General features: G+C 70.0%; 21 protein-coding genes. 12 read left to right on the top strand and 9 right to left on the bottom strand.

Features of this window, described 5'->3' with window-relative positions; translation table 11 throughout:
• The first annotated feature begins 9 nt into the window (after nucleotides 1-9).
• Genes ACQP1N_RS00225 through pknB form a run of 3 tightly spaced genes read left to right on the top strand, consistent with a single transcriptional unit; the run spans nucleotide 10 to nucleotide 4,668 of the window.
• On the top strand, nucleotides 10-1,485 hold the full coding sequence (locus ACQP1N_RS00225) for a peptidoglycan D,D-transpeptidase FtsI family protein (RefSeq protein WP_242609052.1): 1,476 nt from the start codon (nucleotides 10-12) through the stop codon (nucleotides 1,483-1,485).
• Entirely contained in the window at nucleotides 1,482-2,840 is a 1,359-nt protein-coding gene (locus ACQP1N_RS00220) for a serine/threonine-protein kinase (RefSeq protein ID WP_067799466.1), read from the top strand. Before ACQP1N_RS00225 ends, ACQP1N_RS00220 begins: the two co-directional genes overlap by 4 nt.
• Before the next feature lie 22 nt (nucleotides 2,841-2,862).
• Entirely contained in the window at nucleotides 2,863-4,668 is a 1,806-nt protein-coding gene (gene pknB / locus ACQP1N_RS00215; protein ID WP_433228458.1) for a Stk1 family PASTA domain-containing Ser/Thr kinase, read from the top strand.
• Nucleotides 4,669-5,044: 376 nt separating this feature from the next.
• Here the strand turns inward: pknB and ACQP1N_RS00210 are convergent, their stop codons facing one another.
• Genes ACQP1N_RS00210 through ACQP1N_RS00195 form a run of 4 tightly spaced genes read right to left on the bottom strand, consistent with a single transcriptional unit; the run spans nucleotide 5,045 to nucleotide 7,310 of the window.
• Nucleotides 5,045-5,698, bottom strand: a complete 654-nt coding sequence (locus ACQP1N_RS00210; protein ID WP_084263509.1) for an anthranilate synthase component II — start codon at nucleotides 5,696-5,698, stop codon at nucleotides 5,045-5,047.
• On the bottom strand, nucleotides 5,695-5,883 hold the full coding sequence (locus ACQP1N_RS00205; RefSeq protein WP_067807697.1) for a hypothetical protein: 189 nt from the start codon (nucleotides 5,881-5,883) through the stop codon (nucleotides 5,695-5,697). Before ACQP1N_RS00205 ends, ACQP1N_RS00210 begins: the two co-directional genes overlap by 4 nt.
• Nucleotides 5,884-5,891: 8 nt before the next feature.
• Entirely contained in the window at nucleotides 5,892-6,527 is a 636-nt protein-coding gene (locus ACQP1N_RS00200) for a class E sortase (protein ID WP_242609051.1), read from the bottom strand.
• A gap of 27 nt (nucleotides 6,528-6,554) precedes the next feature.
• Entirely contained in the window at nucleotides 6,555-7,310 is a 756-nt protein-coding gene (locus ACQP1N_RS00195) for a DUF881 domain-containing protein (RefSeq protein ID WP_433228455.1), read from the bottom strand.
• A 43-nt stretch (nucleotides 7,311-7,353) separates the two neighbouring features.
• Between ACQP1N_RS00195 and ACQP1N_RS00190 the strand changes: the two genes are divergently transcribed.
• Nucleotides 7,354-7,662 (top strand): cell division protein CrgA, encoded by a 309-nt coding sequence (locus ACQP1N_RS00190; protein WP_084263510.1) that lies wholly within the window; start codon nucleotides 7,354-7,356, stop codon nucleotides 7,660-7,662.
• Nucleotides 7,663-7,808: 146 nt separating this feature from the next.
• On the opposite strand, the gene ACQP1N_RS00185 is transcribed toward ACQP1N_RS00190, so the two are convergent.
• Nucleotides 7,809-8,705: a rhomboid family intramembrane serine protease gene (locus ACQP1N_RS00185; protein ID WP_433228453.1), complete on the bottom strand. Its 897-nt coding sequence runs from the start codon at nucleotides 8,703-8,705 to the stop codon at nucleotides 7,809-7,811.
• Nucleotides 8,706-8,765: 60 nt separating this feature from the next.
• A complete protein-coding gene (locus ACQP1N_RS00180) occupies nucleotides 8,766-9,290 on the bottom strand; it encodes a peptidylprolyl isomerase (RefSeq protein ID WP_067807706.1) in 525 nt (174 codons plus the stop codon).
• A gap of 175 nt (nucleotides 9,291-9,465) precedes the next feature.
• Here ACQP1N_RS00180 and ACQP1N_RS00175 point away from each other — a divergent pair, with 175 nt between their 5' ends.
• A complete protein-coding gene (locus tag ACQP1N_RS00175; RefSeq protein WP_067807709.1) occupies nucleotides 9,466-9,939 on the top strand; it encodes a hypothetical protein in 474 nt (157 codons plus the stop codon).
• Between the two features lie 84 nt (nucleotides 9,940-10,023).
• On the top strand, nucleotides 10,024-10,836 hold the full coding sequence (locus ACQP1N_RS00170) for an acyltransferase (RefSeq protein ID WP_067807711.1): 813 nt from the start codon (nucleotides 10,024-10,026) through the stop codon (nucleotides 10,834-10,836).
• Nucleotides 10,837-10,886: 50 nt separating this feature from the next.
• On the opposite strand, the gene ACQP1N_RS00165 is transcribed toward ACQP1N_RS00170, so the two are convergent.
• Complete coding sequence (locus ACQP1N_RS00165) at nucleotides 10,887-12,356, bottom strand: DEAD/DEAH box helicase (RefSeq protein ID WP_433228451.1); 1,470 nt, start codon at nucleotides 12,354-12,356, stop codon at nucleotides 10,887-10,889.
• Nucleotides 12,357-12,589: 233 nt separating this feature from the next.
• Nucleotides 12,590-12,853 carry a hypothetical protein gene (locus ACQP1N_RS00160; RefSeq protein WP_433228449.1) on the bottom strand — a complete coding sequence of 88 codons (264 nt, stop codon included), beginning with the start codon at nucleotides 12,851-12,853 and terminating at the stop codon, nucleotides 12,590-12,592.
• Between the two features lie 231 nt (nucleotides 12,854-13,084).
• On the opposite strand from ACQP1N_RS00160, the gene ACQP1N_RS00155 reads away from it, so the two are divergent.
• The 6 genes from ACQP1N_RS00155 (at nucleotide 13,085) to ACQP1N_RS00130 (ending at nucleotide 20,888) form a co-directional block, all read left to right on the top strand.
• Complete coding sequence (locus ACQP1N_RS00155) at nucleotides 13,085-13,960, top strand: S1 family peptidase (protein WP_433228447.1); 876 nt, start codon at nucleotides 13,085-13,087, stop codon at nucleotides 13,958-13,960.
• A 177-nt stretch (nucleotides 13,961-14,137) separates the two neighbouring features.
• Nucleotides 14,138-15,556, top strand: coding sequence for a cytochrome ubiquinol oxidase subunit I (locus ACQP1N_RS00150; RefSeq protein WP_067797544.1), 1,419 nt, complete (start codon nucleotides 14,138-14,140; stop codon nucleotides 15,554-15,556).
• 11 nt (nucleotides 15,557-15,567) lie between these two features.
• On the top strand, nucleotides 15,568-16,584 hold the full coding sequence (gene cydB / locus ACQP1N_RS00145; RefSeq protein WP_433228444.1) for a cytochrome d ubiquinol oxidase subunit II: 1,017 nt from the start codon (nucleotides 15,568-15,570) through the stop codon (nucleotides 16,582-16,584).
• Nucleotides 16,581-18,236 carry a thiol reductant ABC exporter subunit CydD gene (gene cydD, locus ACQP1N_RS00140; RefSeq protein WP_433228442.1) on the top strand — a complete coding sequence of 552 codons (1,656 nt, stop codon included), beginning with the start codon at nucleotides 16,581-16,583 and terminating at the stop codon, nucleotides 18,234-18,236. The genes cydB and cydD overlap by 4 nt, the downstream gene beginning before the upstream one ends.
• Nucleotides 18,233-20,023: a thiol reductant ABC exporter subunit CydC gene (gene cydC, locus ACQP1N_RS00135; RefSeq protein ID WP_433228440.1), complete on the top strand. Its 1,791-nt coding sequence runs from the start codon at nucleotides 18,233-18,235 to the stop codon at nucleotides 20,021-20,023. Before cydD ends, cydC begins: the two co-directional genes overlap by 4 nt.
• A gap of 322 nt (nucleotides 20,024-20,345) precedes the next feature.
• Nucleotides 20,346-20,888, top strand: a complete 543-nt coding sequence (locus tag ACQP1N_RS00130) for a DUF1707 SHOCT-like domain-containing protein (protein WP_067797538.1) — start codon at nucleotides 20,346-20,348, stop codon at nucleotides 20,886-20,888.
• A gap of 1,219 nt (nucleotides 20,889-22,107) precedes the next feature.
• Here ACQP1N_RS00130 and ACQP1N_RS00125 read toward each other — a convergent pair.
• Nucleotides 22,108-22,620 carry a GNAT family N-acetyltransferase gene (locus tag ACQP1N_RS00125; RefSeq protein ID WP_433228438.1) on the bottom strand — a complete coding sequence of 171 codons (513 nt, stop codon included), beginning with the start codon at nucleotides 22,618-22,620 and terminating at the stop codon, nucleotides 22,108-22,110.
• Nucleotides 22,621-22,700: the final 80 nt, after the last annotated feature.

Here is a 22,700-nt window from a genome sequence, read left to right as displayed (position 1 = left end):
CCTATGAACATGGACAAGCCGGTTCGGCGGGTGGCGATCTTCGCGCTGCTGCTGTTCTTCGGGCTGATGGCACAGGTCAACTACGTCCAGGGCAGCCAGGCGGAGAGCCTGCGGACCGACAAGCGCAACTCCCGGCAGTACGCGGACATCTTCAACCAGCCGCGGGGGCAGATCTCCGCCGGCGGCGAGGTCCTGGTGACGTCCCAGAAGAGCAAGGCGGACGACTCCAGGTACGGCCGGACCTACAAGGACGGGCCGATCTTCGCTCCGATCACGGGCTACTTCAACGGGAACGCCACCGGGATCGAGCGCGCCTACAACTCGCTGCTGGGCGGCAAGGACAAGCGCATCACGCAGCAGCGCTGGTTCGACACGTTCATCGGCAAGAAGGCGGACGGCGCGAACGTCGAGCTGACGATCGACCCGGACGCACAGCGCACCGCGTACGCGCAGTTGAAGGCGAGGACGTCGCCGGGCCGCCGCGGCGGTGCCGTGGTCATCGACGTGAAGACGGGCGCGGTGAAGGTGGCGGCGTCGTGGCCGTCGTTCGACCCGAACGAGGTGGCGCCGCAGACCGGGGAGAAGGGCGCGAAGCGGCTGGAGCAGCTGGACGACGGCGAGGGCGTCATCAAGCCGCTGGTCGACAACGCGCTGAGCCAGACGTTCCCGCCGGGTTCGTCGTTCAAGACGGTGACGTCGGCGCTGGCGATGCAGAAGCTCGGTGCCAGCAGTTCGACGACCGTGAACACCGGGCAGCTGATCCTGCCGGAGTCGGGGCGTCCGCTGCCGAACTCGCACGACAGCGGCAGCTGCGGCGGGGCGGCTTCGCTGCGCGGCGCGTTCGCCGAGTCCTGCAACACCACGTTCGCGAAGATGGCGCTGGACATGGGCATCCAGGAGCTGCACGACGGGGCCGGGAAGTTCGGGTTCGGGCAGCACGTGAAGCTGGAGCCGGACTTGTTCACGGCCGAGAGCGACGTCCCGGTGGCCTACACCGACGCCAACGGCAAGAGCACCCCGACCGGCAGGGACGGCACGGCCCGGTCCGGCATCGGTCAGGAGAACGTGCGGGCGACGCCGCTGCAGATGGCGATGGTCGCGTCCGCGGTCGCCAACGGCGGCAAGATCATGAACCCGTATCTGGTGCAGAAGGTCCGGGCCAAGGACCAGAGCGAGCTGTACAGCGTCTCCCCGAAGGAGTTCGGGGAGCCGATCACCGGTGACCAGGCGTCGCAGCTGGAGGACATGATGCGCGCGGTGGTCACCGAGGGCACCGCGAAGAACCTGCAGGGGATGCGGATCGCCGGTAAGACCGGTACCGCCGAGCAGGGCCCGGGCAACCCCAACGCCCGCTGGTTCGTCGGGTTCGGCCCGGCGCAGAACCCCCGCTACGCGTTCGCCGTGATGACCGAGGGACCGGGCTCCGGCGCCGGCGACGCGGGCCCCGTGGCCGGGGCGATCATGGCGAAGGTCCTGCAGAAGTGAGTACGGGCCTCGTCCTGGGCGACCGGTACCGGCTGCTGGAGCGGCTGGCCATCGGTGGGATGGGCGAGGTCTGGCGCGCGTCGGACGCGGCGTCCGGGCGGCAGGTGGCGGTGAAGCTGCTGCGGCTGGAGTTCGGTTCGGACCTGCGGGCGCGGGACCGGTTCGAGTCGGAGGCGCGGTTCGCGGCGGAGCTGCGGCATCCGGGGATCGCGCGGGCGTTCGACTTCGGCGAGCAGGACGGCCGGACGTTCCTGGTGATGGAGCTGGTGGCGGGCGAGCCGCTCGAGGAGATCCTGACGCGCGACGGCGGACTGCCGCTGGAAGCCGTCCTGGACCTGATGGTGCAGGTGGGGCGGGCACTGACGGTCGCGCACGAGGCCGGGATCGTGCACCGGGACGTCAAGCCGGCGAACCTGATGGTGTCCCCGGACGGCGCGGTGAAGATCACGGACTTCGGGATCGCCCGGCGGCTGGCGGCGGCATCGCAGACCCAGACCGGGATGGTCATGGGGACGGCGCACTACATCTCGCCGGAGCAGGCGCAGGGCAAGGAGCTGTCGCCGGCGGCGGACCTGTACTCGCTGGGCGTGGTGGCCTACGAGTGCCTGACGGGCGCACCGCCGTTCGATGGGGCGACACCGGTGGAGGTGGCGCTCAAGCACGTCCGGAACGCGCCCGCCGAGCTGCCGGCACGGGTGTCTCCGGCCGCCCGTGAACTGATCATGGAAATGCTGGCCAAGGAGCCGCTGGACCGCCCGGTGAACGCGGGGACGGTCGCGGCACGGGCGCTGGCGATCCGCGCGTCCCTCCGGGTGGGCCGTCCCGGCGAGTCACCCGACAGCGACACCATCATTACCCGATCGGGCGCTCTGTCCGAATTTGACGCTGGCCTGATGGCGGATAACCTCGCCCACGGGCCAGTGCAACGACGCACGAGACTGACGTATGCGTCGGTGGCGGCCGTCCTCGTGCTGATCTGCGTGATCGTCATCGGCTCACTGTGGAAAGGGCTGGCCTTCGCGGGATTCGGCAAGGACGAGCGGGATCCGCCCACCAGCCCGGCCACCACCCCGGCCGGGGGCCGCTTCGCGGACGACCCCGCGACCCGTTCCAGCGCCCCGCCCAGGAACCGGGTGCGGCCGGCTGTCACGCCACGGCACCGGACGCATAGGATCCGTCCGTCAACGCGGGCAACGTCCAAGACGTCTTCTTATAAGCCATCCACGAAATCGCCCAGGGCGACTGCCACCGCCCCAAAGCCCACGCCGATGGGGAGCACCACTGCCCCGTCAACTCCGAACCCGGACCCCTCGCCGACCGACAGCGGGGGGCTAGGTTCGGAGGACAAGGTGTAGACGTACGAGGGAAAGTGCACATATGAGTCAACCTCGGCTGCTCGGCGGCCGCTACGAGCTCGATACGGTGATCGGGCGAGGCGGCATGGCCGAGGTCTACCGTGCCCGAGACCTGCGCCTCGATCGCGTCGTGGCGGTCAAGACGCTGCGCTCCGACCTGGCCCGCGACCCCACGTTCCAGGCCCGGTTCCGGCGCGAGGCCCAGTCGGCGGCGTCACTGAACCATCCCTCGGTCATCGCCGTGTACGACACCGGCGAGGACATGATCGGCGACACCTCCATCCCGTACATCGTGATGGAGTACGTGGACGGGAGCACGCTGCGCGATCTGCTGCGGGAGAACCGCGCGCTGCTCCCCGAGAAGGCCCTGGAGATCACCGACGGGATCCTGTGCGCGCTGGACTACAGCCACCGCGGCGGGATCGTGCACCGCGACATCAAGCCGGCCAACGTGATGCTGACCAGGCAGCACGAGGTCAAGGTCATGGACTTCGGCATCGCCCGCGCCATGGCGGACTCGGCGGCCACGATGACGCAGACCGCCCAGGTGATCGGTACCGCGCAGTACCTGTCGCCGGAGCAGGCGCGCGGCGAGCGGGTGGACGCCCGCAGCGACATCTACTCGACGGGCTGCGTCCTGTACGAGCTGCTCACCGGCAAGCCGCCGTTCACCGGCGACTCCCCGGTGGCGATCGCCTACCAGCACGTCCGGGAGGAGCCGGTTCCGCCGTCGCAGGTGGACCCGCAGATCCCGCAGTGGGCGGACGCGATCGTGCTGAAGGCGATGGCGAAGGACGCCGACCACCGCTACCAGAACGCGACGGAGTTCCGGCAGGAGATCCAGCGCGTCTTGCAAGGGCAGCCGGTGGCGTCGACGGCGGCGTCCACGATGCTGATGGGCGCGCAGCCGCAGGGCACCCAGGTGATGGGCGCCTACCCCCACACGCAGATGCACCGGCCGCAGGACGACGGCTACGGGCTGCCACCCGTCCGCTATGACGACGACATGCCCGAACGCAGCGGCGGCAAGAAGGCCGCGCTGTGGGTGGGGCTCGCCGTGCTGTTCATCGGCGGCGCGGCCCTGATCGGCTTGCTGCTGAGCGGCGGCGGGGACAAGAAGGACCAGCAGGTCGCGATCCCGCAGAGCATCGTCAACGTGCCGCAGAGCGACGCGACGGCGCAGCTGACCAAGCTCGGTTTCCAGGTCGGCGAGCCGAAGACGGACTTCAGCGACGACATCCGCCGCGGTTACGTGATCGGCTCCGACCCGGAGCCGGGCACGAACGCGGCCAAGGGCGCGACGGTGACGCTGCTGGTCTCCAAGGGCAAGAAGCCGCCGACGGAGGTCGAGGTCCCGAGCGTGGCCGGCCAGCCGTACGCCACGGCCAAGAAGATCCTGGAGGCGCGCGGGTTCGAGGTCGAGCGGAGGGTGGAGTCGAGCGACACCGTCCCGCGGCTCAGCGTGATCAGCACGGACCCGGCGGGCGGCTCGAAGGTGCCGAAGGGCTCGACCGTGACCGTGGTGATCTCCAACGGCCCGTCGAACCTGAAGGTGCCCAACCTGTTCAACAACAGCCAGCGGGCCGCGTGCGGCAAGCTGGAGGCCCTCGGGCTGAAGTGCCATGTGGAAAAGGGCGCTCCGCCGCCGGACAAGCAGGTCGCGCCGGGCTTCGTCTACGACCAGCAGCCGGGCCCGGACGCCACCGTCGCCCCCGGTGACACGGTAACGATCTTCGTGGCCGACAAGCCGAAGGAAACCCCGACCGATCCAACCAACCCCCAGGACCCGACCATCCCCGGCTGGCCCCCCGGCAACGGCAACGGCTGACCCCGAACCCAAACGGCCCCGGTCTCCTCCAAGAGGACCGGGGCCGCAGCACGTCTCACTCCCCCCGACGACCATGCGCACCCACCCCAGCCGCCGCTCCAAGCCACGCGACAACCGAAAGGCACGCTGTCTCTAACCCCAGCCCCGCAACAACCCGCCGCGTTGCGATCGCGTCCGAAGGCAGGTTCAAGCGAAGCGAGAACCTGATCGCGCAGCGAGCCCCCAGGGCGAGTCGGAGCGATGCAGCGATCGCCGCTTTGCTCGTTGAAGGAAGGCGCGCCAGCGCCTGACGCCGAGAGCAAAGCAATAAACAAGAGGGCTTCCGCCACTCGGGGGCAATGGCGGAAGCCCTCAGTATGGTCTTCGTCCCGGTGTCTCAGGACGTTACGGGTTCGATCGAACTTTTTTCGACTTTGCGGCGGATGGCTTGCGGCGGCCCTGTCCACACGGCGAGTTCGCAGGTGAGAAGCCAGTTTCGGAGCAGATGGTGGCCTCCGGCCGACAGGACGGACTCAGGGTGGAACTGGACGCCCTCGATGGGGCGGGTCCGGTGCCGGAGGCCCATGACGACGCCGTCGGGCGTCCGGGCGGTCACGGCGAGGTCCGGTGGGACGGTCGCGGGCTCCACGGCGAGCGAGTGGTAGCGGGTCGCCGGGAAGGGGCTGGGGAGGCCCTGGAAGACGCCGGCGCCGTCGTGGACGATCTCACTCGGCGAGCCGTGGACGATCTCCGGGGCGCGGGCGACCGTCGCGCCGTAGTGGTGGGCGATCGCCTGGTGGCCGAGGCAGACGCCGAGCAGGGGCGTTCCGCGGCGGTCGGCGTCCGCGATGAGGTCCAGGCAGATCCCCGAGTCGGCGGGGTGGCCGGGTCCCGGGCTGAGCAGGACGCCGTCGGCGGACGCGGCGTCCGGCACGGTGACGTCCGAGCGGTCCTTGACCGTGCAGTCGGCGCCGAGTTCCAGCAGGTACTGGACGATGTTGTAGACGAAGCTGTCGTGGTTGTCGACGACGAGGACGCGCATCGCGGTCATCCGGGGGTCGCGGAGCCGGACGGCGCCGGGGTCTGCACGACGCCGTGGTCGAACTGGATCTTGGCCTCCATCCGGGGGAACACCAGATACCAGAAGACGGCGGCGACCGCGATGACGATGCCGAGCGCGGTGGCGGTCTTGGTGGGCCAGGCGCCGGGAAGACGGCGCCAGATCCAGATGTACACGGGGCCTCCTACTTTCCGGCGGCGGGGTTCACGCGGGGCAGCGTCTCGGCCAGTTCCCCGAAGACGATCATCCGTTCGGCGGCGGAGTACTCCGGGTGGCAGGTGGTGAGCGTGATGAGCCGCCCGGTCGGCCGCCGCTTGGGGTGGAAGGGGACGGGCGCGGTCACCTCGACCGCGGACGGCTCGACGATCCTGCGGTCGGTGACCGTGTAGACGTACTGCTCGTCGCGGGTGTCGATGAGGATCCGGTCGCCGCGGTCGAGTTCGCCGAGCCGGTTGAACGGGGCGGAGTAGGTCGTCCGGTGCCCGGAGACCACGAAGTTGCCGACCTGGCCGGGCAGCGCGGTGCCCGGGTAGTGGCCGGGCCCCTTGCGCAGATCGTCCCGGTCGACGCCCTCGATCACGACGAAGCGGTAGTCCTTGCCGAACCGGGGGATGCGGATCACCGCGAGCCCCTTGCCGAGCTTCACCTTCTCGGTGGTGACCTTGGCGGCGCGCCAGTTGTGGAGCATCTCGTCCTGGAGGCGGTCCTGCTGGCCCTGGGTGTACCGGCCGGTGCCCCACAGTTCGTACGTGACGAACAGCATGAGGATCAGTCCGGCGGTGATGCACAGCTCGCCCATGCCACGGATCACCGTCCGCACGCGCGTCCTCCTTCTTCGCCCGGGGGGTCAGTCGTCTTCCGGCGGTTCCGCCGGCACCGTAGCGTGCTTCATCGTCACGTTGCCGGTGTAGGGCGGCAGGGTGGTGCGGTCCACGGTCCGCACCGCGTACCCGAGCCCGTACGCGCGGACGTACTTGCGGTAGATCGCGATCTCGTGGGACGCGTGGAGCGCCGCGTGCAGCCGGTCCGGGTCGCCGGCGGCGGTGATCCGGAACGGCGGGGAGTACACGACGCCCTGGAGGATCAGCGTATTGCCCACGCAGCGGACCGCGCTGGTCGAGATGACCCGCTGGTCCATGATCTGCATCGCCTGGGCGCCGCCCGCCCAGAGCGCGTTGACGACGGCCTGGACGTCGCTCTGGTGGACGACGAGGTCGTCGGGACGGGCTCCGCGCGGCAGATCACCCGATCTGGGCAGCGGCGCGTCGTCCAGCGTGACACGGACGGCGGGCCCGGTGAACGGGGTGAACCCGGCGCCGGCCGCGAGCCGGTCGGCCTCCGCCCGCGCCCTTTTCACGCGGGCGTCGTGACGCCCGGCGTCCCGAGAGATACGGTCGACCCGGTCGCGCAGTCGCCGGTACTCGGCACGCTCCTCGCGGCCGTGGCGCTGTTCGGCGGTGATGAGCTCGGTGAGCCGGGTGCGGCCCTGCTCGCGCAGGCTCGTGCCGCGGGCCGTGCTCGCGCTCGCCGCGAACAGGGTCCCCGCGAGGAGCGTGAGAGCTGGGATGATGCTTCCCCACGCTGGACGCCGTACATTGCTCATCAGACAGTGGTCACCAGCGACTACGCTAACCGACAAAACACCCATGCGCGGTCCGGCGCTCCGGCCGCCGGACGCCCGAGGAGATCGATCCCACGTGGCCAAGTCGAAAGTGCGTAAGAAGGCCGTTTACACGCCCCCGCAGAAGTCGAAGGCGCCCGACGTCAGCCCCCGCTGGCTCGTGCCCACGATGCTCGCGCTGTGGCTCGTCGGCCTCGCCTGGATCGCCGTCTTCTACGTGACGGCCAGTACCGGCACCGACGTGCCGTACATGACCGACCTGCACAACTGGAACCTGGGGATCGGCTTCACCGCGATCATCCTCGGCGTGATCCTGTCGACGCGCTGGCGCTGACGGTAAGTTATCCACAGGTTAAGGATCTTTCACCGCGCCTTCCCAGGTTTTCCACAGTGGTTTTCCACAAGATCGCGGCCAGGGGCGCGGCCGGGATTCGGGGGCGCGGACACCGTCACGGATGAACGGTGTCCGCGCCTGCACGGCTAAAGCGCCGGGTTCAGCTCCGCCGTCCTGAGCACCACCAGCGCGGCGAGCAGCGCCAGCACGAGCAGCGGCGCGGCGAGGTGGAACAGCCGGCGCTGCGCGGCCGGGGCGTAGGCGTACGCCGCGGCCAGCGCCGCGCCCACCACGAGCCCGCCGACGTGGCCCTGCCAGGAGATCCCCGGCACCGAGAAGGTGATCACCAGGTTGATCACCAGCAGCACCACGATGGGCCCGACCGACCCGCCCAGCCTGCGGCCGATCACGAAGTACGCCCCGAACAGCCCGAAGATGGCGCCGGACGCGCCGACCGCCGCGGACTGCGGGGAGCCGACCAGGTACAGCAGCACCGAGCCGCCGAGGCCCGACAGCAGGTACAGCGCCAGGAACCGCCACCGCCCGAGCACCTGCTCCAGCGCGGGGCCGACCGCCCACAGCGCCCACATGTTGAACAGGATGTGGGTGATGCCGAACGTCCCGCCCCGCTGGTGCAGGAACATCGTGGTGAACAGGCGGTACCACTGGCCTTCGGCGACTCCGCCGACCTCCCCGCCGGGCAGCGCGCCCCGGCCGAGCATCATGAACTCCCACACGACGCGCCACGAGGCCAGCTCGGCGAGGTACACCGCCACGCACGCGCCGATGAGCGCGTACGTGACGACCGGCACCGCGGACGCCGGCGCCCGCCCGCCGAGGACCGTCCGGGGCGCCGCCCTGCGGACGCTCCGGTTGCCCTCGGCGACGCATTCGACGCACTGGTGCCCCACCGCCGCGTCCCGCATGCAGTCCGGGCAGATGTAGCGGTCGCACCTGGTGCAGCGCACATACGTCTCGCGCCCCGGGTGCCGGTAGCAGGTCGGCACCGAGGTCTCGGGGGCGGGACTGTGGTCTGTGCTCATCTGGGGCTCCGTGGGACCGGTGCGGGCGTCATCCGTCGCGGGATCTCATGTAGGAAACGACTAACGACGCTCGATTGTCACCGATTCCAGGACGACGTCCTCCTTCGGGCGGTCCATCCGCCCGGTCGGTACCTTCCCGATCCGGTCGACGACGTCGGTGCCCTCGATGACCTTGCCGAAGATGGTGTGCCGGCCGGTCAGGTGCTGGGTGTGCCCGACGCTCAGCGTGATGAAGAACTGGGAGCCGTTGGTGCCGGGCCCGGCGTTCGCCATCGCCAGCAGGTAGGGACGGTTGAACTTCAGGTCCGGGTGGAACTCGTCCTTGAACTGGTAGCCGGGCCCGCCGGTGCCGGTGCCGAGCGGGTCGCCGCCCTGGATCATGAACTGGTCGATGATCCGGTGGAAGACGGTCCCGTTGTAGAGCGGCGCGTCGGACTTCTGCCCGGTGCGCGGGTCGGTCCAGGTCCGGGTGCCCTCCGCCAGCCCGACGAAGTTCGCGACCGTCTCGGGCGCCTGCTCCGGGTAGAGCTGGATCACGATCTTGCCGAGGGACGTGTTGAGCGTCGCGAAGATCTCGTTGGCCACGCTGGCCGCCTCCTTGTGACGTGGATTGTGCGTGAGGTCTGAACGTTACGGTCTCGGCCATGCTCGAATCGACCACCCAGCGTGAACACGCGGTCACGCGTTCGGGGTTTACCTCCCGACCGCTGGGAAGGCTGCATGACAGGACCTCGCAAACAGGGAGGTTAGCGTGTCCCTAATGATCAATATCCGCCGGAAGCCGCAGGATGAAATTCTCACGCGGTTCGGCCGTGTTCAGGAGGTGGCCCGGCAGGGCGCCGGGATGGCGCGGCAGGGCGCCTCCAGCGCGGCGGAGCGGATCGCGCCCCTCGCGGAGGAGCGCGTCATGATCGTCCGTGGCTGGAGCGCACCGAGGCTCCGGCAGGCGGCCCGGTATGTGGAGACCGGGCTCGCCCCGCGGGTGAGCACGTTTCTGAGCGATGTCGCCGGACGGGTGGAGCCCCCGAAGCGGGGCCGGCCCGGCCGTAGCGCCCTCATGGCGATGATGGGCGTGGTCGCCGCGGTCGGCGTGGCCGGCGCGGTGGCGACACGGCGCGGCGTCATCCGCGATCTGACCAAGGGTTCGGGGGAGCATGCGGAGGAAGCCACCTCGCCCGACTCCATGACGGTCACCGGTGCCGATGTCGACGGGCAGGTCCACTCACCGCGCTGACGCGGCACCCCGGAGGGTCCGGCCGTTTCCGGCCGGGCCCTCCACCGTGCACGGGGAGGGCTACCACCCGGTACGGTATCCGCCATGTCGCCGAAACGCTCCATCCGGCAGGCGCTGGCGGCCCGCGCGAGGCAGCGGGCGCGCCAGGGCGTGCACACGGCCGTGCACACCGCCTGGGAATGGATCCAGCGGCACGGCGAGATCACCCCGCACACCCCGGGCCGCCGCAAGTTCGCCCATCTCGGCAAGGGCGCCTGCATCGGCTTCCCCATCGGCGCGATCTACGGCGAACCGTGGATCTCCATCGGCGACCACACCCTCGTCGGCACGCACGTCACGATCTCCGCGGGGTTCGTCCCCGGTCTCGACCTGGGCCCGGACATCATCGTCCGGATCGGGGCGAGCTGCTCACTCGGACGCGGCACCCACATCGTCGGCCACCAGTCCATCGACATCGGCGACGACGTCTTCACCGGGCCGAACGTCTACATCACCGACCAGAACCACACCTACGGCGACCTGCACATGCCGATCGGACGGCAGTGGCCGGAGAACAACCCGGTCGTGATCGGCGACGGCTGCTGGATCGGCACCGGCGCGATCATCCTTCCCGGCACCCGGCTGGGCCGCAACGTCGCCGTCGCCGGCGGCGCCGTCGTCCGCGGCGAGTTCCCCGACCATTCGGTCATCGGCGGCGTCCCGGCCAAGATCCTGCGCAGCCATGACAAGGAGAACGGCTGGCAGCCGCCCCTGCGCAAGGATTCTCCGATCTCCCTGGACGACCTCGCCGCCCTCTCCGTGGACGGCCTGGAGGGTCTCCAGATCCTCCAGGACAGGCTCCGCGCGGAGTCCGCGGCCCGCGACGGCGTCCGGCCCCTCCAGGAAGAAGCCGGCTGACCACCGCATGAAGAAGCCCCGCCCGGGACGGGCGGGGCTTCTCCGGTTCGTCAGTTGGAGCGGGCCGGGCGGCGGTCGTTCTCGCGGCGTGGGCCGTTGTAGGGGCCGCCGCGGCGGCCGCCGTGCGAGCCGCCGCCGGTGCGGGGACCGCCGCCCCGGCGCTCGCCGCCGGAGTACGTGCGGTGCTCGCCCCGGCCGGCGTCGCCGTCGCGGCGGCGGCCGCCGTCCTGGCGGTCGAAGGAGCGCGGGCCGCGGCCACGGCGGCCACCCTGGCGGCCCCGGCCGCCCTCGCGGCGGGGACGCTCCGGGATGATCGGCTCCTCGATCGGGATGCCGGACGGCGGACGGGCGCCGGTCAGCTTCGTCAGCTCGGCGTCGCCCGTGCTCACCCGGACGCGGGGCGCGTTGATGCCGGCCCGGCGCGTCATCGCCGACGTCGCGCGCACCTGGTGCGGCAGCACGAGCGTCACGACGGTGCCGCGCTCACCGGCGCGGGCGGTGCGCCCCGCACGGTGCATGTAGTCCTTGTGGTCGGCGGGCGGGTCGACGTGCATCACCAGGGACACGTCGTCCACGTGGATGCCGCGGGCGGCGACGTCGGTGGCGACCAGCACGCTGATGGAGCCCTCGCGGAACTCGGCGAGCGTGCGGGTGCGCAGCCCCTGGCTCTTGCCGCCGTGCAGGCCCGCCGCGCGGACCCCGGCCTGGACGAGCTGCTTGGCGAGCCGGTCGACGCCGTGCTTGGTGCGGGCGAACAGGATCGTCCGGCCCTCGCGGTTGGCGATCTCCGCCGTGATGGCGCTCTTCTCCTTCGGCGCCACGAGGAGGAGGTGGTGCTCCATGGTGGCGACGGACTCGTCCACCTGGCCGATCGCGTGCGTGACCGGGTCGTTCAGGTACCGCTTGACCAGGACGTCCACGTCCTTGTCGAGGGTCGCGGAGAACAGCAGGCGCTGCCCGCCTGGCTTGACCGCGTCCAGGATGTCGGTCACGTCGGGCAGGAAGCCCATGTCGGCCATGTGGTCGGCCTCGTCCAGCACGGTGATTTCGATGTCGGACAGGTCGCAGGCGTTCTGCCGCATCAGGTCCTTCAGCCGGCCGGGGGTGGCGACGAGGACCTCGACGCCGCGGCGCAGCGCGTCGATCTGCTTGAACATGGACGTCTGGCCGATGACGGTCTTGAAGCGCAGCCCGAGGCCGCGGCCGAGCGGCTCCAGGTTGGTCTGCACCTGCTGGGCGAGCTCGCGGGTCGGCACGAGGATCAGCGCCAGCGGACGCTTCGGGGCGGCCTTGCGGCCGGACAGGCGGCTGAGCATCGGCAGGCCGAACGCCAGGGTCTTGCCGGAGCCGGTCTTACCGCGTCCGAGGACGTCACGTCCCGCCATGACGTCGGGGATCGCGGCGGCCTGGATGGGGAACGGGGCCTCGATGCCCTGGCGCTCCAGGGCGTTCACCAGCACCGGCGGGATGCCGAGCTCGGCGAAGGTGGGAACCCGCTCTTCGTCCGCGGTAGCGGGCATGGACGGGTTCTGTGCAGCGGCAGCTGTGGTCACGCATTACCTTCCGAGAGGGGGCACGTCTCGGGAGGCGTCACGATGTGCGTGGCCTGCAAGGACGAGCCGGACGCCAGGGGGCGTCGAGAGTGATTCCTAGAGTCTAACGTTGCCGGGGTGCCTTCTTATGCCCCGTCCCCGCAGGAACATGCGTCACCCCCGGCTCGGCCAGGCCGGGAGACGGCCCGTGGACGCGTTCCCTACCGGGAACGCACCGGCGCCTGGCGGTCGATCTCGCGGCCCAGGACGACGACCATCTCGTCGAAGGCCGCGGCACCGTACCGGGCGTGGAGCGCGGGATAGACGTTCTTGCGCGCAGCCTCCTTGAGCATCCAGCTCAGGTCGGTGTGCGCGACCCGCTCACCACGGGACAGCCGGTCGTGCGCCGCCCGGGTCACCCGGAGCAACTCCGGGTGACCCGCCGACTCGGAAAGAATCATGCGCGCCGCGTCCCTGAGTTCCATCCCACGATTCTAAGGCGCACACCCCGCACATGAGGCCGGCACGGCGCCGTTCGGCAATGCCTGCCGGATCTACCGGGTTCTCGCGGCTCGGGGGGCACGGTGCTTCCGCTGGGCCGGTGGTCCGGTTAGCATCGCGCTGCGCGTCCGGTGACGGGTGCCAATGTGCTCCCGGGCACTCGCCGCCGTTGGCGCTTGCCCCCCGCCAGCCTCACCTTGAGAGGACCCCCCGCCATGCAAAGACGCATCCTGGGCGTGCTCGTCGCCGCCTTCCTCGGGGCCGGGACGCTGACCGCCGCCGCGTCCACCGCGTCCGCCGCCCCCGTCGTTCCCGCCGCCCCCGCTGCTCCCGCCGCCCCCGCGCCGCCCAAGGTCGCCGTCGACTTCACCGGGATCGTCGCGCTCAGCAACTGCTCCGGCTCGCTGGTGCGCACCCCGACCGCCGCGGACAGCGATCCCACGCTCGTGCTCACCAACGGCCACTGCTACGAGGGCGGTGAGCCCGCCCCCGGGCAGGTGATCACAGACCAGCCGTCCAGGCGTTCGTTCAGCCTGCTCGACCCCAGCGGCCAGCGCTCGCTCGGCACCCTGCGCGCGTCGGCGATGCTGTACGCGACGATGACCGACACGGACGTCGCCCTGTACCGGCTCAACAGGAGCTACGCCAGCATCCGCCGGACCTACAACACGCCCGCTCTGGAACTGTCGCTGCAGCACCCGACCGCCGGCACCGACCTGCGCGTCGTCTCCGGCTACTGGCGGCGCATCTACTCCTGCGGCCTCGACGGGTTCGCCCACCGGCTCCGCGAAGACCAGTGGACGTGGAACGACTCGCTGCGCTACACGCCCGAGTGCGACGTCATCGGCGGCACCTCGGGGTCGCCGGTCATCGACGCCGCGTCCGGCAAGGTCATCGGCGCGAACAACACCATCAACGAGAACGGCGGCCAGTGCACGCTGAACAATCCCTGCGAGGTCGACGAGGCGGGCAACGTCACCGTGCACCCGCACATCGGGTACGCGCAGGAGACCTACACGCTGGCCGCCTGCATCGCGGCCGGCAGCGTGATCGACTTCAGCCGTCCGGGATGTCTCGTTCCACGCGGCTGACGAACTGATTCCCACGGACCCGCGGCCGGCATCGGTCGCGGGTCCCGTCATGTCCGCCGGATCCCAGGTCAGCGCTGTGAGCGATCTTACGACGTACCGTAGTACTACAGCCCGTAGTATCTCTGACAGGATGTAGTACTACAGCTTGTAGTAGTTAGCCGGAGAGGCACCTGGGCCATGGACTCGGTCGACATCGCACGGTGGCAGTTCGGAATCACCACCGTGTACCACTTCTTCTTCGTTCCTTTGACCATCGGGTTGTCCGCGCTTGTCGCGGGCCTGGAGACGGCGTGGATCCGCACGGGGAAGACCAAGTACCTGCGCGCCACCAAGTTCTGGGGCAAGCTCTTCCTGATCAACTTCGCGATGGGAGTCGTCACCGGCATCGTGCAGGAGTTCCAGTTCGGGATGAACTGGAGTGACTACTCCCGGTTCGTCGGCGACATCTTCGGGGCGCCGCTCGCCATCGAGGGACTGCTCGCGTTCTTCGTCGAGTCGACCTTCCTCGGCCTGTGGATCTTCGGCTGGGACCGGCTGCCGAAGAAGCTGCACAACGCGAGCATCTGGCTCGTCCACATCGGGACCCTGCTGTCGGCGTACTTCATCCTCGCCGCCAACTCCTGGATGCAGCACCCCGTCGGCTACCGGATCGACCACGAGACCGGACGGGCCGTCCTCACCGACTTCTGGGCCGTGCTGACCAACTCGACGCAGCTCGTCTCGTTCCCGCACACGATCACCGCGGCGTTCGTCACCGGCGGCCTGTTCATGGCCGGCGTCAGCGCCTGGCACCTCGCCCGCCGCAAGAACGTCGAGGTCTTCCGCCCCTCGCTGAAGCTCGCCCTCGTCGTCACGGCGATCGCGTCGATCGGCGTCGCCATCACCGGCGACGTCCAGGGCAAGGTCATGACCGACCAGCAGCCGATGAAGATGGCCGCCGCCGAGGCCCTCTACGAGACCGAGCAGCCCGCCTCGTTCTCCATCTTCACCATCGGGACGCTGAACGGCGACGAGGAGGTCTTCGGGATCAAGGTGCCGCGCGTCCTGTCGTTCCTCGCCACCGGCAGCTTCGACGGCGAGGTCAAGGGCATCAACGACGTCCAGGCCGCCGAGCAGGCGCGCTACGGGCCCGGCGACTACCGGCCGATCATCCCGGTCGCCTACTGGAACTTCCGGATCATGGTCGGGGTCGGCGCGCTCACCGCGCTCGTCTCGCTCGCCGGGCTGTGGCTGCTGCGGCGCGGCCGGATGCCGTCCAGCCCCTGGGTCTACCGGATCGGCGTGCTGTCGCTGAGCCTCCCGTTCATCGGCAACTCCGCCGGCTGGATCTTCACCGAGATGGGCCGGCAGCCCTGGTCGGTCTTCGGCGTGCTGAAGACCTCCGCGAGCGTCTCCCCCGGCGTGACCCCCACGTCGATGCTCATCTCCGTCATCTCGCTGACCACGCTGTACGGCATCCTCATGGTCATCGAGGCCGGACTGATGATCAGGTACGCGAAGGCCGGGCCGCCGTCCGAGGACGAGGTGCTGCCGCCGCCCGCCGACGATGACGACTCCGATTCCGACTCCGAGCGGTCGCTCGCGTTCGCCTACTGAGGACCCTGGTCATGGAACTCACCACCGTCTGGTTCATCATCATCGCCTTCCTGTGGACGAGCTACTTCTTCCTGGAGGGCTTCGACTTCGGCGTCGGCATCCTGCTGCCCGCCCTCGGCCGTGACGACGTCGAACGGCGCGTCCTCATCAACACCATCGGCCCCGTCTGGGACGGCAACGAGGTGTGGCTCCTCGTCGCCGGCGGCGCCACGTTCGCCGCGTTCCCCGAGTGGTACGCCACCCTGTTCAGCGGCTTCTACCTGCCGCTCCTGCTGATCCTGCTCGCGCTGATCGTGCGTGGCGTCGCGTTCGAGTACCGCGGCAAGAAGGACGACGCACGGTGGCGGTCCCGCTGGGACAAGGCGATCTTCTGGGGGAGCCTGCTGCCCGCGTTCCTGTGGGGTGTCGCGTTCGCGAACATCGTCCGGGGCGTGCCGCTGGCCGCCGACCACGAGTACGCCGGGACGCTTCTCGACCTGCTCAACCCGTACGCGCTGCTCGGCGGGCTCACCACGACGATCCTGTTCGTCCTGCACGGGGCGGTGTTCCTGGCGCTCAAGACGTCCGGCGACATCCGGACGCAGGCCCGCCGCGTCGCGACCGTCGCGGTCGTCGCCGCCATCGCCGCCGGCGGGAGCTTCCTGCTGATCACCCAGCTCCAGCACGGCAAGCCGGTGACCTGGCTGACCGCCGGGGCCGCCGCCGCCGGGCTGCTGGTCGCCGCCGTCGCCAACCGGCGCGGACGCGAGGGCTGGGCCTTCATCGGCACCGGAGCCGCCATCGTGCTCGCCGTCGCGACCCTGTTCACCGCGCTGTTCCCGGACGTCATGCCGTCCACCCTCGGCTCCGGCGGCCTGACCACGCAGAACGCCGCCTCGACCGGCTACACGCTGAAGATCATGACGTGGGTCGCGGTCGTGTTCACCCCGATCGTGCTGATCTACCAGGGGTGGACGTACTGGGTGTTCCGCAAGCGGATCGGCACCTCCAGCATCCCGCCCGCGAAAAAGCCCGAGCCGGTGCCGTGAAACCCCTCGACCCGAGGCTGCTGAAGTACGCCCGGACGACACGGGTCTTCCTCGTGTCGTCCGTGGCGCTCGGCACCGCCACCGCCGGGCTGATCATCGCGCAGGCGACGCTGCTCGCCGACATGCTCACGCGGGCGTTCCTGCGCGGCGCGTCGCTCGCCGGCCTGCGCACCCCGCTCCTGCTGCTGCTCGCCGTCGTCCTCGCCCGGACGCTGGTCGCCTGGCTGCAGGAGGTCGCCGCGCACCGCTCGTCCGCCGCGGTGAAGTCGCAGCTGCGCGGCCGGCTGCTCGCCCGCGCGCTGGCGCTGGGGCCGCGCTGGCTGTCCGGCGAACGCAGCGGCGAGCTCGCCACCCTCGCCACCCGCGGGATCGACGCGCTGGACGACTACTTCTCCCGCTACCTGCCGCAGCTCGTCCTCGCGGTGATCGTCCCGGCGGCCGTCGGGTTCCGGATCCTGCTCGGCGACTGGCTGTCCGCCGTGACGATCGCGGCGACGCTGCCGCTCATCCCCGTCTTCATGATCCTCGTCGGGCTCACCACCCAGCGGAAGATGGACCGGCAGTGGCGGACGCTCTCCCTCCTCGCCGCGCACTTCCTGGACGTCGTCGCCGGGCTCCCCACGCTGAAGATCTTCGGCCGGGCGCGGGCGCAGGCGGCGAAGATCCGCGAGGTCACCGACCGGCACCGGCGCGCGACCATGTCGACGCTGCGGATCGCGTTCCTGTCCGCGCTCGTGCTGGAACTGCTGTCGACGCTCTCCGTCGCGCTCGTCGCCGTGTCGATCGGGCTGCGGCTGGTCGAGGGCGGGCTCGGGCTGGAGACCGCGCTGCTCGTCCTGATCCTGGCGCCGGAGGCGTACCTTCCGCTGCGGCAGGTCGGCGCGCAGTACCACGCGAGCGCCGAGGGCCTCACCGCCGCGGCGAGGATCTTCGAGGTCCTCGAAACCCCCGTGCCCAGCACCGGTTCCCGGACGGACATTCCCGACCTTTCCCACGCGACCGTCCGCCTGGACGGGGCGACGGTCACCTATCCCGGACGCGACGTCCCGGCCCTCGACGGCTTCTCGCTGACCGTCCATCCGGGGGAGACGGTCGCCCTGGTCGGGCCGAGCGGTGCCGGGAAGTCGACCGTGCTGTCGGTGCTGCTCGGATTCGTCCAGCCCGATTCGGGACGCGTCCTGGTCGACTGGGACGACCTCGCCGGCTTCTCCCCGGACGCCTGGCGCGCCATGATCTCCTGGGTGCCGCAACGTCCCCACCTGTTCGCCGGGACGGTCGCCGACAACATCCGGCTGGGCCGCCCGGAGGCGTCGCCGGCAGCGGTGCGGGCCGCCGCCGAGGCGGCGAACGCGCTGGAGTTCATCGAGGCCCTGCCCGCGGGCTTCGACACCCCCCTCGGCGAGCGCGGCTCCGGCCTGTCGGCCGGCCAGCGGCAGCGCATCGCCCTCGCCCGCGCCTTCCTCCGCGACGCACCACTCCTCCTCTTGGACGAGCCCACCTCGAACCTGGACGCGGAAAGCGAAGCCCTCGTGATCGACGCCGTGCAACGCCTGAAAACCGGCCGGACCGTCGTCCTGGTCGCCCACCGTCCGACCCTGCTCCCGCTGGCGGACCGCGTGGTGACGGTGGAACCCGAGACGGTGACGGCATGACCGCCGATGATTCACGTGAAACCTTCCGTTCGCGCGGCGCGCTCCTCCGGCTGATCGGGTTCGCCCGGCCGGCCCGGGGACGGCTCGCCCTCGCCGTCGTGTTCGGCGTTCTGGCGCTGGGCAGCGGGGTCGGGCTCATGGCGACCTCCGCGTGGCTCATCTCGCGTGCGGCGCAGCACCCGCCCGTGCTCATACTGATGGTCGCGATCGTGGCCGTCCGCGCCTTCGGGCTCGGCCGCGGCGTGTTCCGCTACATCGAACGTCTCGTCAGCCATGACGCGACCTTCCGCATCCTGGCCGATCTGCGCGCGCGCGTGTACGAACGGCTGGAACGACTCGCACCCGGCGGGCTCCCCGCGTTCCGTGGCGGCGACCTCCTGAACCGCCTCGTCGCAGATGTCGACGCCGTGCAGGACCTCTTCCTCCGCGTTCTGCTGCCGTACACGGTTGCCGCCGTCGTCGGTGGCGCTTCGGTAGGACTGGCTTGGGCGCTGCTCCCCTCAGCGGGCGTCGTCCTCCTGCTCGCCTTGCTGGCCGCCGGTGTCGCCGCCCCGTGGCTGTCGTCCGCCATGGCACGCCGAGCCGAACGCCAGACCACCGACCTGCGCGGCGAACTGACCTCCCACGTCGTCGACACCCTCCAGGGCGCCCCCGAACTCATCGCCTACGGCGCCGCCCCGGCCCACCTCGCCGAAGCCACCCGCCTGGACCGCGACTTCACCCGCGCCGCGGCCCGCTCCGCCACCACCGCCGGCCTGGGCGCGGCCATCTCCGCCCTCGCCGGCGGCCTGGCCGTCTGGGGGAGCCTCGCCGTCGGCGTGCCGGCGGTCCGCTCGGGAGCGCTCGACGGGGTGCTGCTCGCGGTGATCGTCCTGCTTCCGCTGGCCGCGTTCGAGGTCGTCGCCGGCCTCCCCCTGGCCGCGCAGTACCTGGAGCGGGTCCGCCGCTCGGCCACGCGGATCTTCGCCGTCCTGGACGCACCCGTCCCCATCGAGGACCCGTCCGACCCGGCGCCGCTCCCCGCGTCCCCGTACACGCTCAAGGTCGAGAACCTCCGAGCCAGGTGGACGCCCACCGCCCCCTACGCCCTCGACGGCATCTGCCTGGACCTCACCCCGGGCCGCCGCTGCGCGATCGTCGGACCGAGCGGCTCGGGCAAGACGACCCTGACCTCCGTCCTCCTGCGCTTCCTGGACCCCGCCTCCGGCGAGGTGACGCTGAACGGCGTTGGCCTCCGCGCGTTGACCGGCGACGACGTCCGCAAGGTCATCGGTCTGTGCGCCCAGGACGCCCACCTGTTCGACTCGACCATCGGGCAGAACATCCGCCTGGCCCGTCCCACCGCCACCGACGACGAGATCCGGGACGCCCTACGCCGGGCCCGACTCCTCGACTGGGTCGATTCTCTTCCCCGCGGCCTCGACACCCACGTCGGTGAGCACGGCGCCCAAGTCTCCGGTGGCCAGCGCCAGCGCATCGCCTTGGCCCGCGCCCTCCTCGCCGACTTCCCGATCCTCCTCCTGGACGAGCCCGCCGAGCACCTCGACATCGCGACCGCCGACGAACTCACCGCCGACCTCCTGACCGCCACCGAGGGTCGGACGACCCTGCTCGTCACCCACCGCCTCGCCGGCCTGGACGCCGTCGACGAGATCATCGTCCTCGACAAGGGCCGCATCACCGACCGCGGCACCCACACCGACCTGATCTCCCGCCCCGGCCTCTACCGCACCCTCTGGCACCGCGAATGCGCCCCCACCCCCCAACGTTCCGGCTCCGCCTCGTGAAAGCCTGAAAGGCCCCCGCCCCCGGCCCTGCCACCAAACCCCTGACCGCACTCGCTCATGCGCTCTCACACGCGACAAGCGACCTGCGGCACTTGCGGAAACCCGGCGGACGCGACGACACACGTCCCCATATGTGGCCAGGTTCTTGCCGAAACGAAGCGCATCGCCTTGGCCCGCGCCCTCTGCTGGTGCCTGACCACATCCGTTCGCTGGGTGAGCGATCAACGCCATGATGAGGAGCGGCCGGGCTGCCATCGGATGCCTTGCCCGCTGCGGACTTCCGCACGTTCCCCTCGCCCAAGCACGGCGCTAGAGTAAAAAGGTGAATTCCCTGCCGAAAGATCCAGCGCCACCGGCCGGCGAAGACGACCGCGATACGGCCGTGAAGCGCTTGCAGGAGGCGTACGCCAAAGGGCATATCTCGCACGATGAATTGGACGAGCGCCTCCACAAGGCGCTCACCGCCAAGACGCACGACGAGCTTATGTCGGCGCTGGCATCGCTCCCGGGAGAAAGTGCGGGGACGACGTCCACGATTGCCGCCCTCAGCGGACGGATCCGGCGGCGTGGCGCATGGCGAGTACCTCGGACCCTCAAGGTCGAGTCCGCCTTCGGAAGGGTGCATCTGGACCTGTCCCGGGCGGTCATCGAACACCCGGTCGTCGACATCGAGTTGCAGGTCGGCACCGGCAAGGCCAAGATCACGGTGCCTCGCGACGCGGTTATCGACTTCGAGGATCTGCGCACCGTGTGGAAGGCCGCCCTGCACAAGACTCGGCGACGCTCTCGCCCCGGCGGGCCGAAAATCCGGATCTCCGGAACCATGGGGTTCGGACGATTGAAGATCCGCCACGCACGGCGTTGAAGCACTTCATGGCCACGACTCGTGAGCGTGCGGCTTAGTCGCCGTTCTTCCCCCGCCTTGCTGCGTCGAGGTAGGGCAGCGGCCGTGTCGCGATGCGCGGGGAGCAGCCCTGACCCGGCGAGCACCCGCCCAAAGTCCACCAGCTGATCGAGCCGGTCAACGACACCCTCAAAGGCCGGCGGCCACACCATCGGAGGCATGGCCGCCCGCATCACCAACCTCTCAGCGCAGTACAAGCCAGGCTTCCCGGAAACGGAGCGCCTTCGCCGGAGGCGTACTGAGAGGGTGAAATGGGCGGCTCAGAATGGGACTGTGTGGTGCCTTACGACAAGGACATCTCAGCGGCGCTTGCCATGGTTCCAGGAGGGTGAGTACCGCTGGCCGTACGATGGCCGATGGGGGACTCCCGGAACGGCCTCGACCGGGCTCGATAGAGGAACTCTGGGCCGACGAACTCATTCAGCACAACGCGACCCATTCGGTGCTGGATCTGCATGAGGTTCGTGGAGACGACGAACATCCGTTCATCATGTGCGCTGCTTCCCTGCGTCCGGCGACGCTCGTCAGGTACTTTGGGTCTGAGCAGCCGACCCGCGCGGACTACGATCGGGTGAGCGCCGACACGATGTGAGACATCGTTCACGAGAGAGGCTACGGCTACTACGTGGTGCTGTATCGCGACGCCGTAGCCGACGAGATCGCGTTTTTCGGATTCACCGGCGACTGGGTGGCGAACGGCGGCGCGCCCCTTGCCCCAGTGGCCTAATTACACGAACACCCTCATCCATCATCGAGATGAGGGTGTTTGCAGGTGGAGCCCAGGGGATTCGACCCCCTGACGCCTGGCCCGCACGCGGCTCTTTGCAGTAAGCAAGCCGGCCAAGCTGTTAGGGCGTATCCGTCCTGGGAGCGAGGTTGGCAATACTGCACTACCCATTGCCGACGGCCATCGGAACTCGTGACAGGCGGCCTTCTTCTGTAGGGGGGCGGACAGGAGGTACAGCCCGCCGCCGTAGGTACGAGAGTTGCGGAAAGCCGTTGCTCCACGGCGCCAGTCCCTGGCGCCGGTCTGGAGTCGGAGAAAGTCGCCGGTCAGGTCGATCACGAGATAGGTGCGGCGAAGACGTCTGCGCAGGTGATCGACGAATCAACCCGGCACCGTCGCCTGTGGGCAAACGGTACACCGCTTGCCCACAGGCGTGAGGCGGTATCGGCCGTGTCAGACGCCGAACGGTGCGGCGTAACGGATGGTGCCGGTCGGTATGGGGCGGGCGGGGTCGAATGTCAGTGCCATCATGTTCTCCTCCGGTACCTCGAAGGGCGGCCGGATGCCGTACCGGGAGGCCGGGATGAACCCGAACCTGGGGTAGTACGAGGCGTGGCCGAGGACGAGGACGAGATTCTCGCCTGCGCTACGGGCCGCGTCGAGCGCTGCGCGGATCGCCGCCGAGCCGGCACCCATGCTCTGATGTTCCGGAGGCACGGCGCATGGCCCGAGCGCGAGGGCCGGGACGCCGTCGACATGGCAGCGGGTCAGGAGTGCGAAGCCGGTCGCGGTGCCGTCAGGGCTTTCCGCGATCCAGGAGCCCCAGGGCAACCATGCGTCCGGGTCCTGACGCAGCGCGTCGACGAGGTCGGCCTCCAGCGCGGTGGGGAACGCCGCGAGGTTGATCTCTCGAATCGCATGGCGGTCGTGGTGGCCGGTCTCGAGACGGGTGGTCCAGGTGGTCATGCCGGCGTGAGATTCCTTATCGGTGTGCGGATGCGTGTCGGGAGATCCGGGGACTGCTTCGGAGCGTGGGGGATGAGCGT

Source organism: Actinomadura formosensis (assembly GCF_050948385.1).
Classification (GTDB): Bacteria; Actinomycetota; Actinomycetes; order Streptosporangiales; family Streptosporangiaceae; genus Spirillospora; species Spirillospora formosensis.
Note: the sequence above shows the minus strand (reverse complement) of the source record. Positions and strands in the feature narration are given on the sequence as shown.

Coding starts and splice junctions, on each gene's coding strand:
- ACQP1N_RS00175 (WP_067807709.1), top strand. CDS start 9,466: ATGATCAATATCCGCCGGAAGCCGCAGGATGAAATTCTCACGCGGTTC.
- ACQP1N_RS00165 (WP_433228451.1), bottom strand. CDS start 12,356: ATGCCCGCTACCGCGGACGAAGAGCGGGTTCCCACCTTCGCCGAGCTC.
- cydC (WP_433228440.1), top strand. CDS start 18,233: ATGACCGCCGATGATTCACGTGAAACCTTCCGTTCGCGCGGCGCGCTC.
- ACQP1N_RS00185 (WP_433228453.1), bottom strand. CDS start 8,705: ATGAGCACAGACCACAGTCCCGCCCCCGAGACCTCGGTGCCGACCTGC.
- ACQP1N_RS00225 (WP_242609052.1), top strand. CDS start 10: ATGGACAAGCCGGTTCGGCGGGTGGCGATCTTCGCGCTGCTGCTGTTC.
- ACQP1N_RS00150 (WP_067797544.1), top strand. CDS start 14,138: ATGGACTCGGTCGACATCGCACGGTGGCAGTTCGGAATCACCACCGTG.
- ACQP1N_RS00210 (WP_084263509.1), bottom strand. CDS start 5,698: ATGACCGCGATGCGCGTCCTCGTCGTCGACAACCACGACAGCTTCGTC.
- ACQP1N_RS00190 (WP_084263510.1), top strand. CDS start 7,354: ATGCGCGGTCCGGCGCTCCGGCCGCCGGACGCCCGAGGAGATCGATCC.
- ACQP1N_RS00195 (WP_433228455.1), bottom strand. CDS start 7,310: ATGAGCAATGTACGGCGTCCAGCGTGGGGAAGCATCATCCCAGCTCTC.
- ACQP1N_RS00125 (WP_433228438.1), bottom strand. CDS start 22,620: ATGACCACCTGGACCACCCGTCTCGAGACCGGCCACCACGACCGCCAT.
- cydB (WP_433228444.1), top strand. CDS start 15,568: ATGGAACTCACCACCGTCTGGTTCATCATCATCGCCTTCCTGTGGACG.
- ACQP1N_RS00160 (WP_433228449.1), bottom strand. CDS start 12,853: ATGGAACTCAGGGACGCGGCGCGCATGATTCTTTCCGAGTCGGCGGGT.
- pknB (WP_433228458.1), top strand. CDS start 2,863: ATGAGTCAACCTCGGCTGCTCGGCGGCCGCTACGAGCTCGATACGGTG.
- ACQP1N_RS00170 (WP_067807711.1), top strand. CDS start 10,024: ATGTCGCCGAAACGCTCCATCCGGCAGGCGCTGGCGGCCCGCGCGAGG.
- ACQP1N_RS00155 (WP_433228447.1), top strand. CDS start 13,085: ATGCAAAGACGCATCCTGGGCGTGCTCGTCGCCGCCTTCCTCGGGGCC.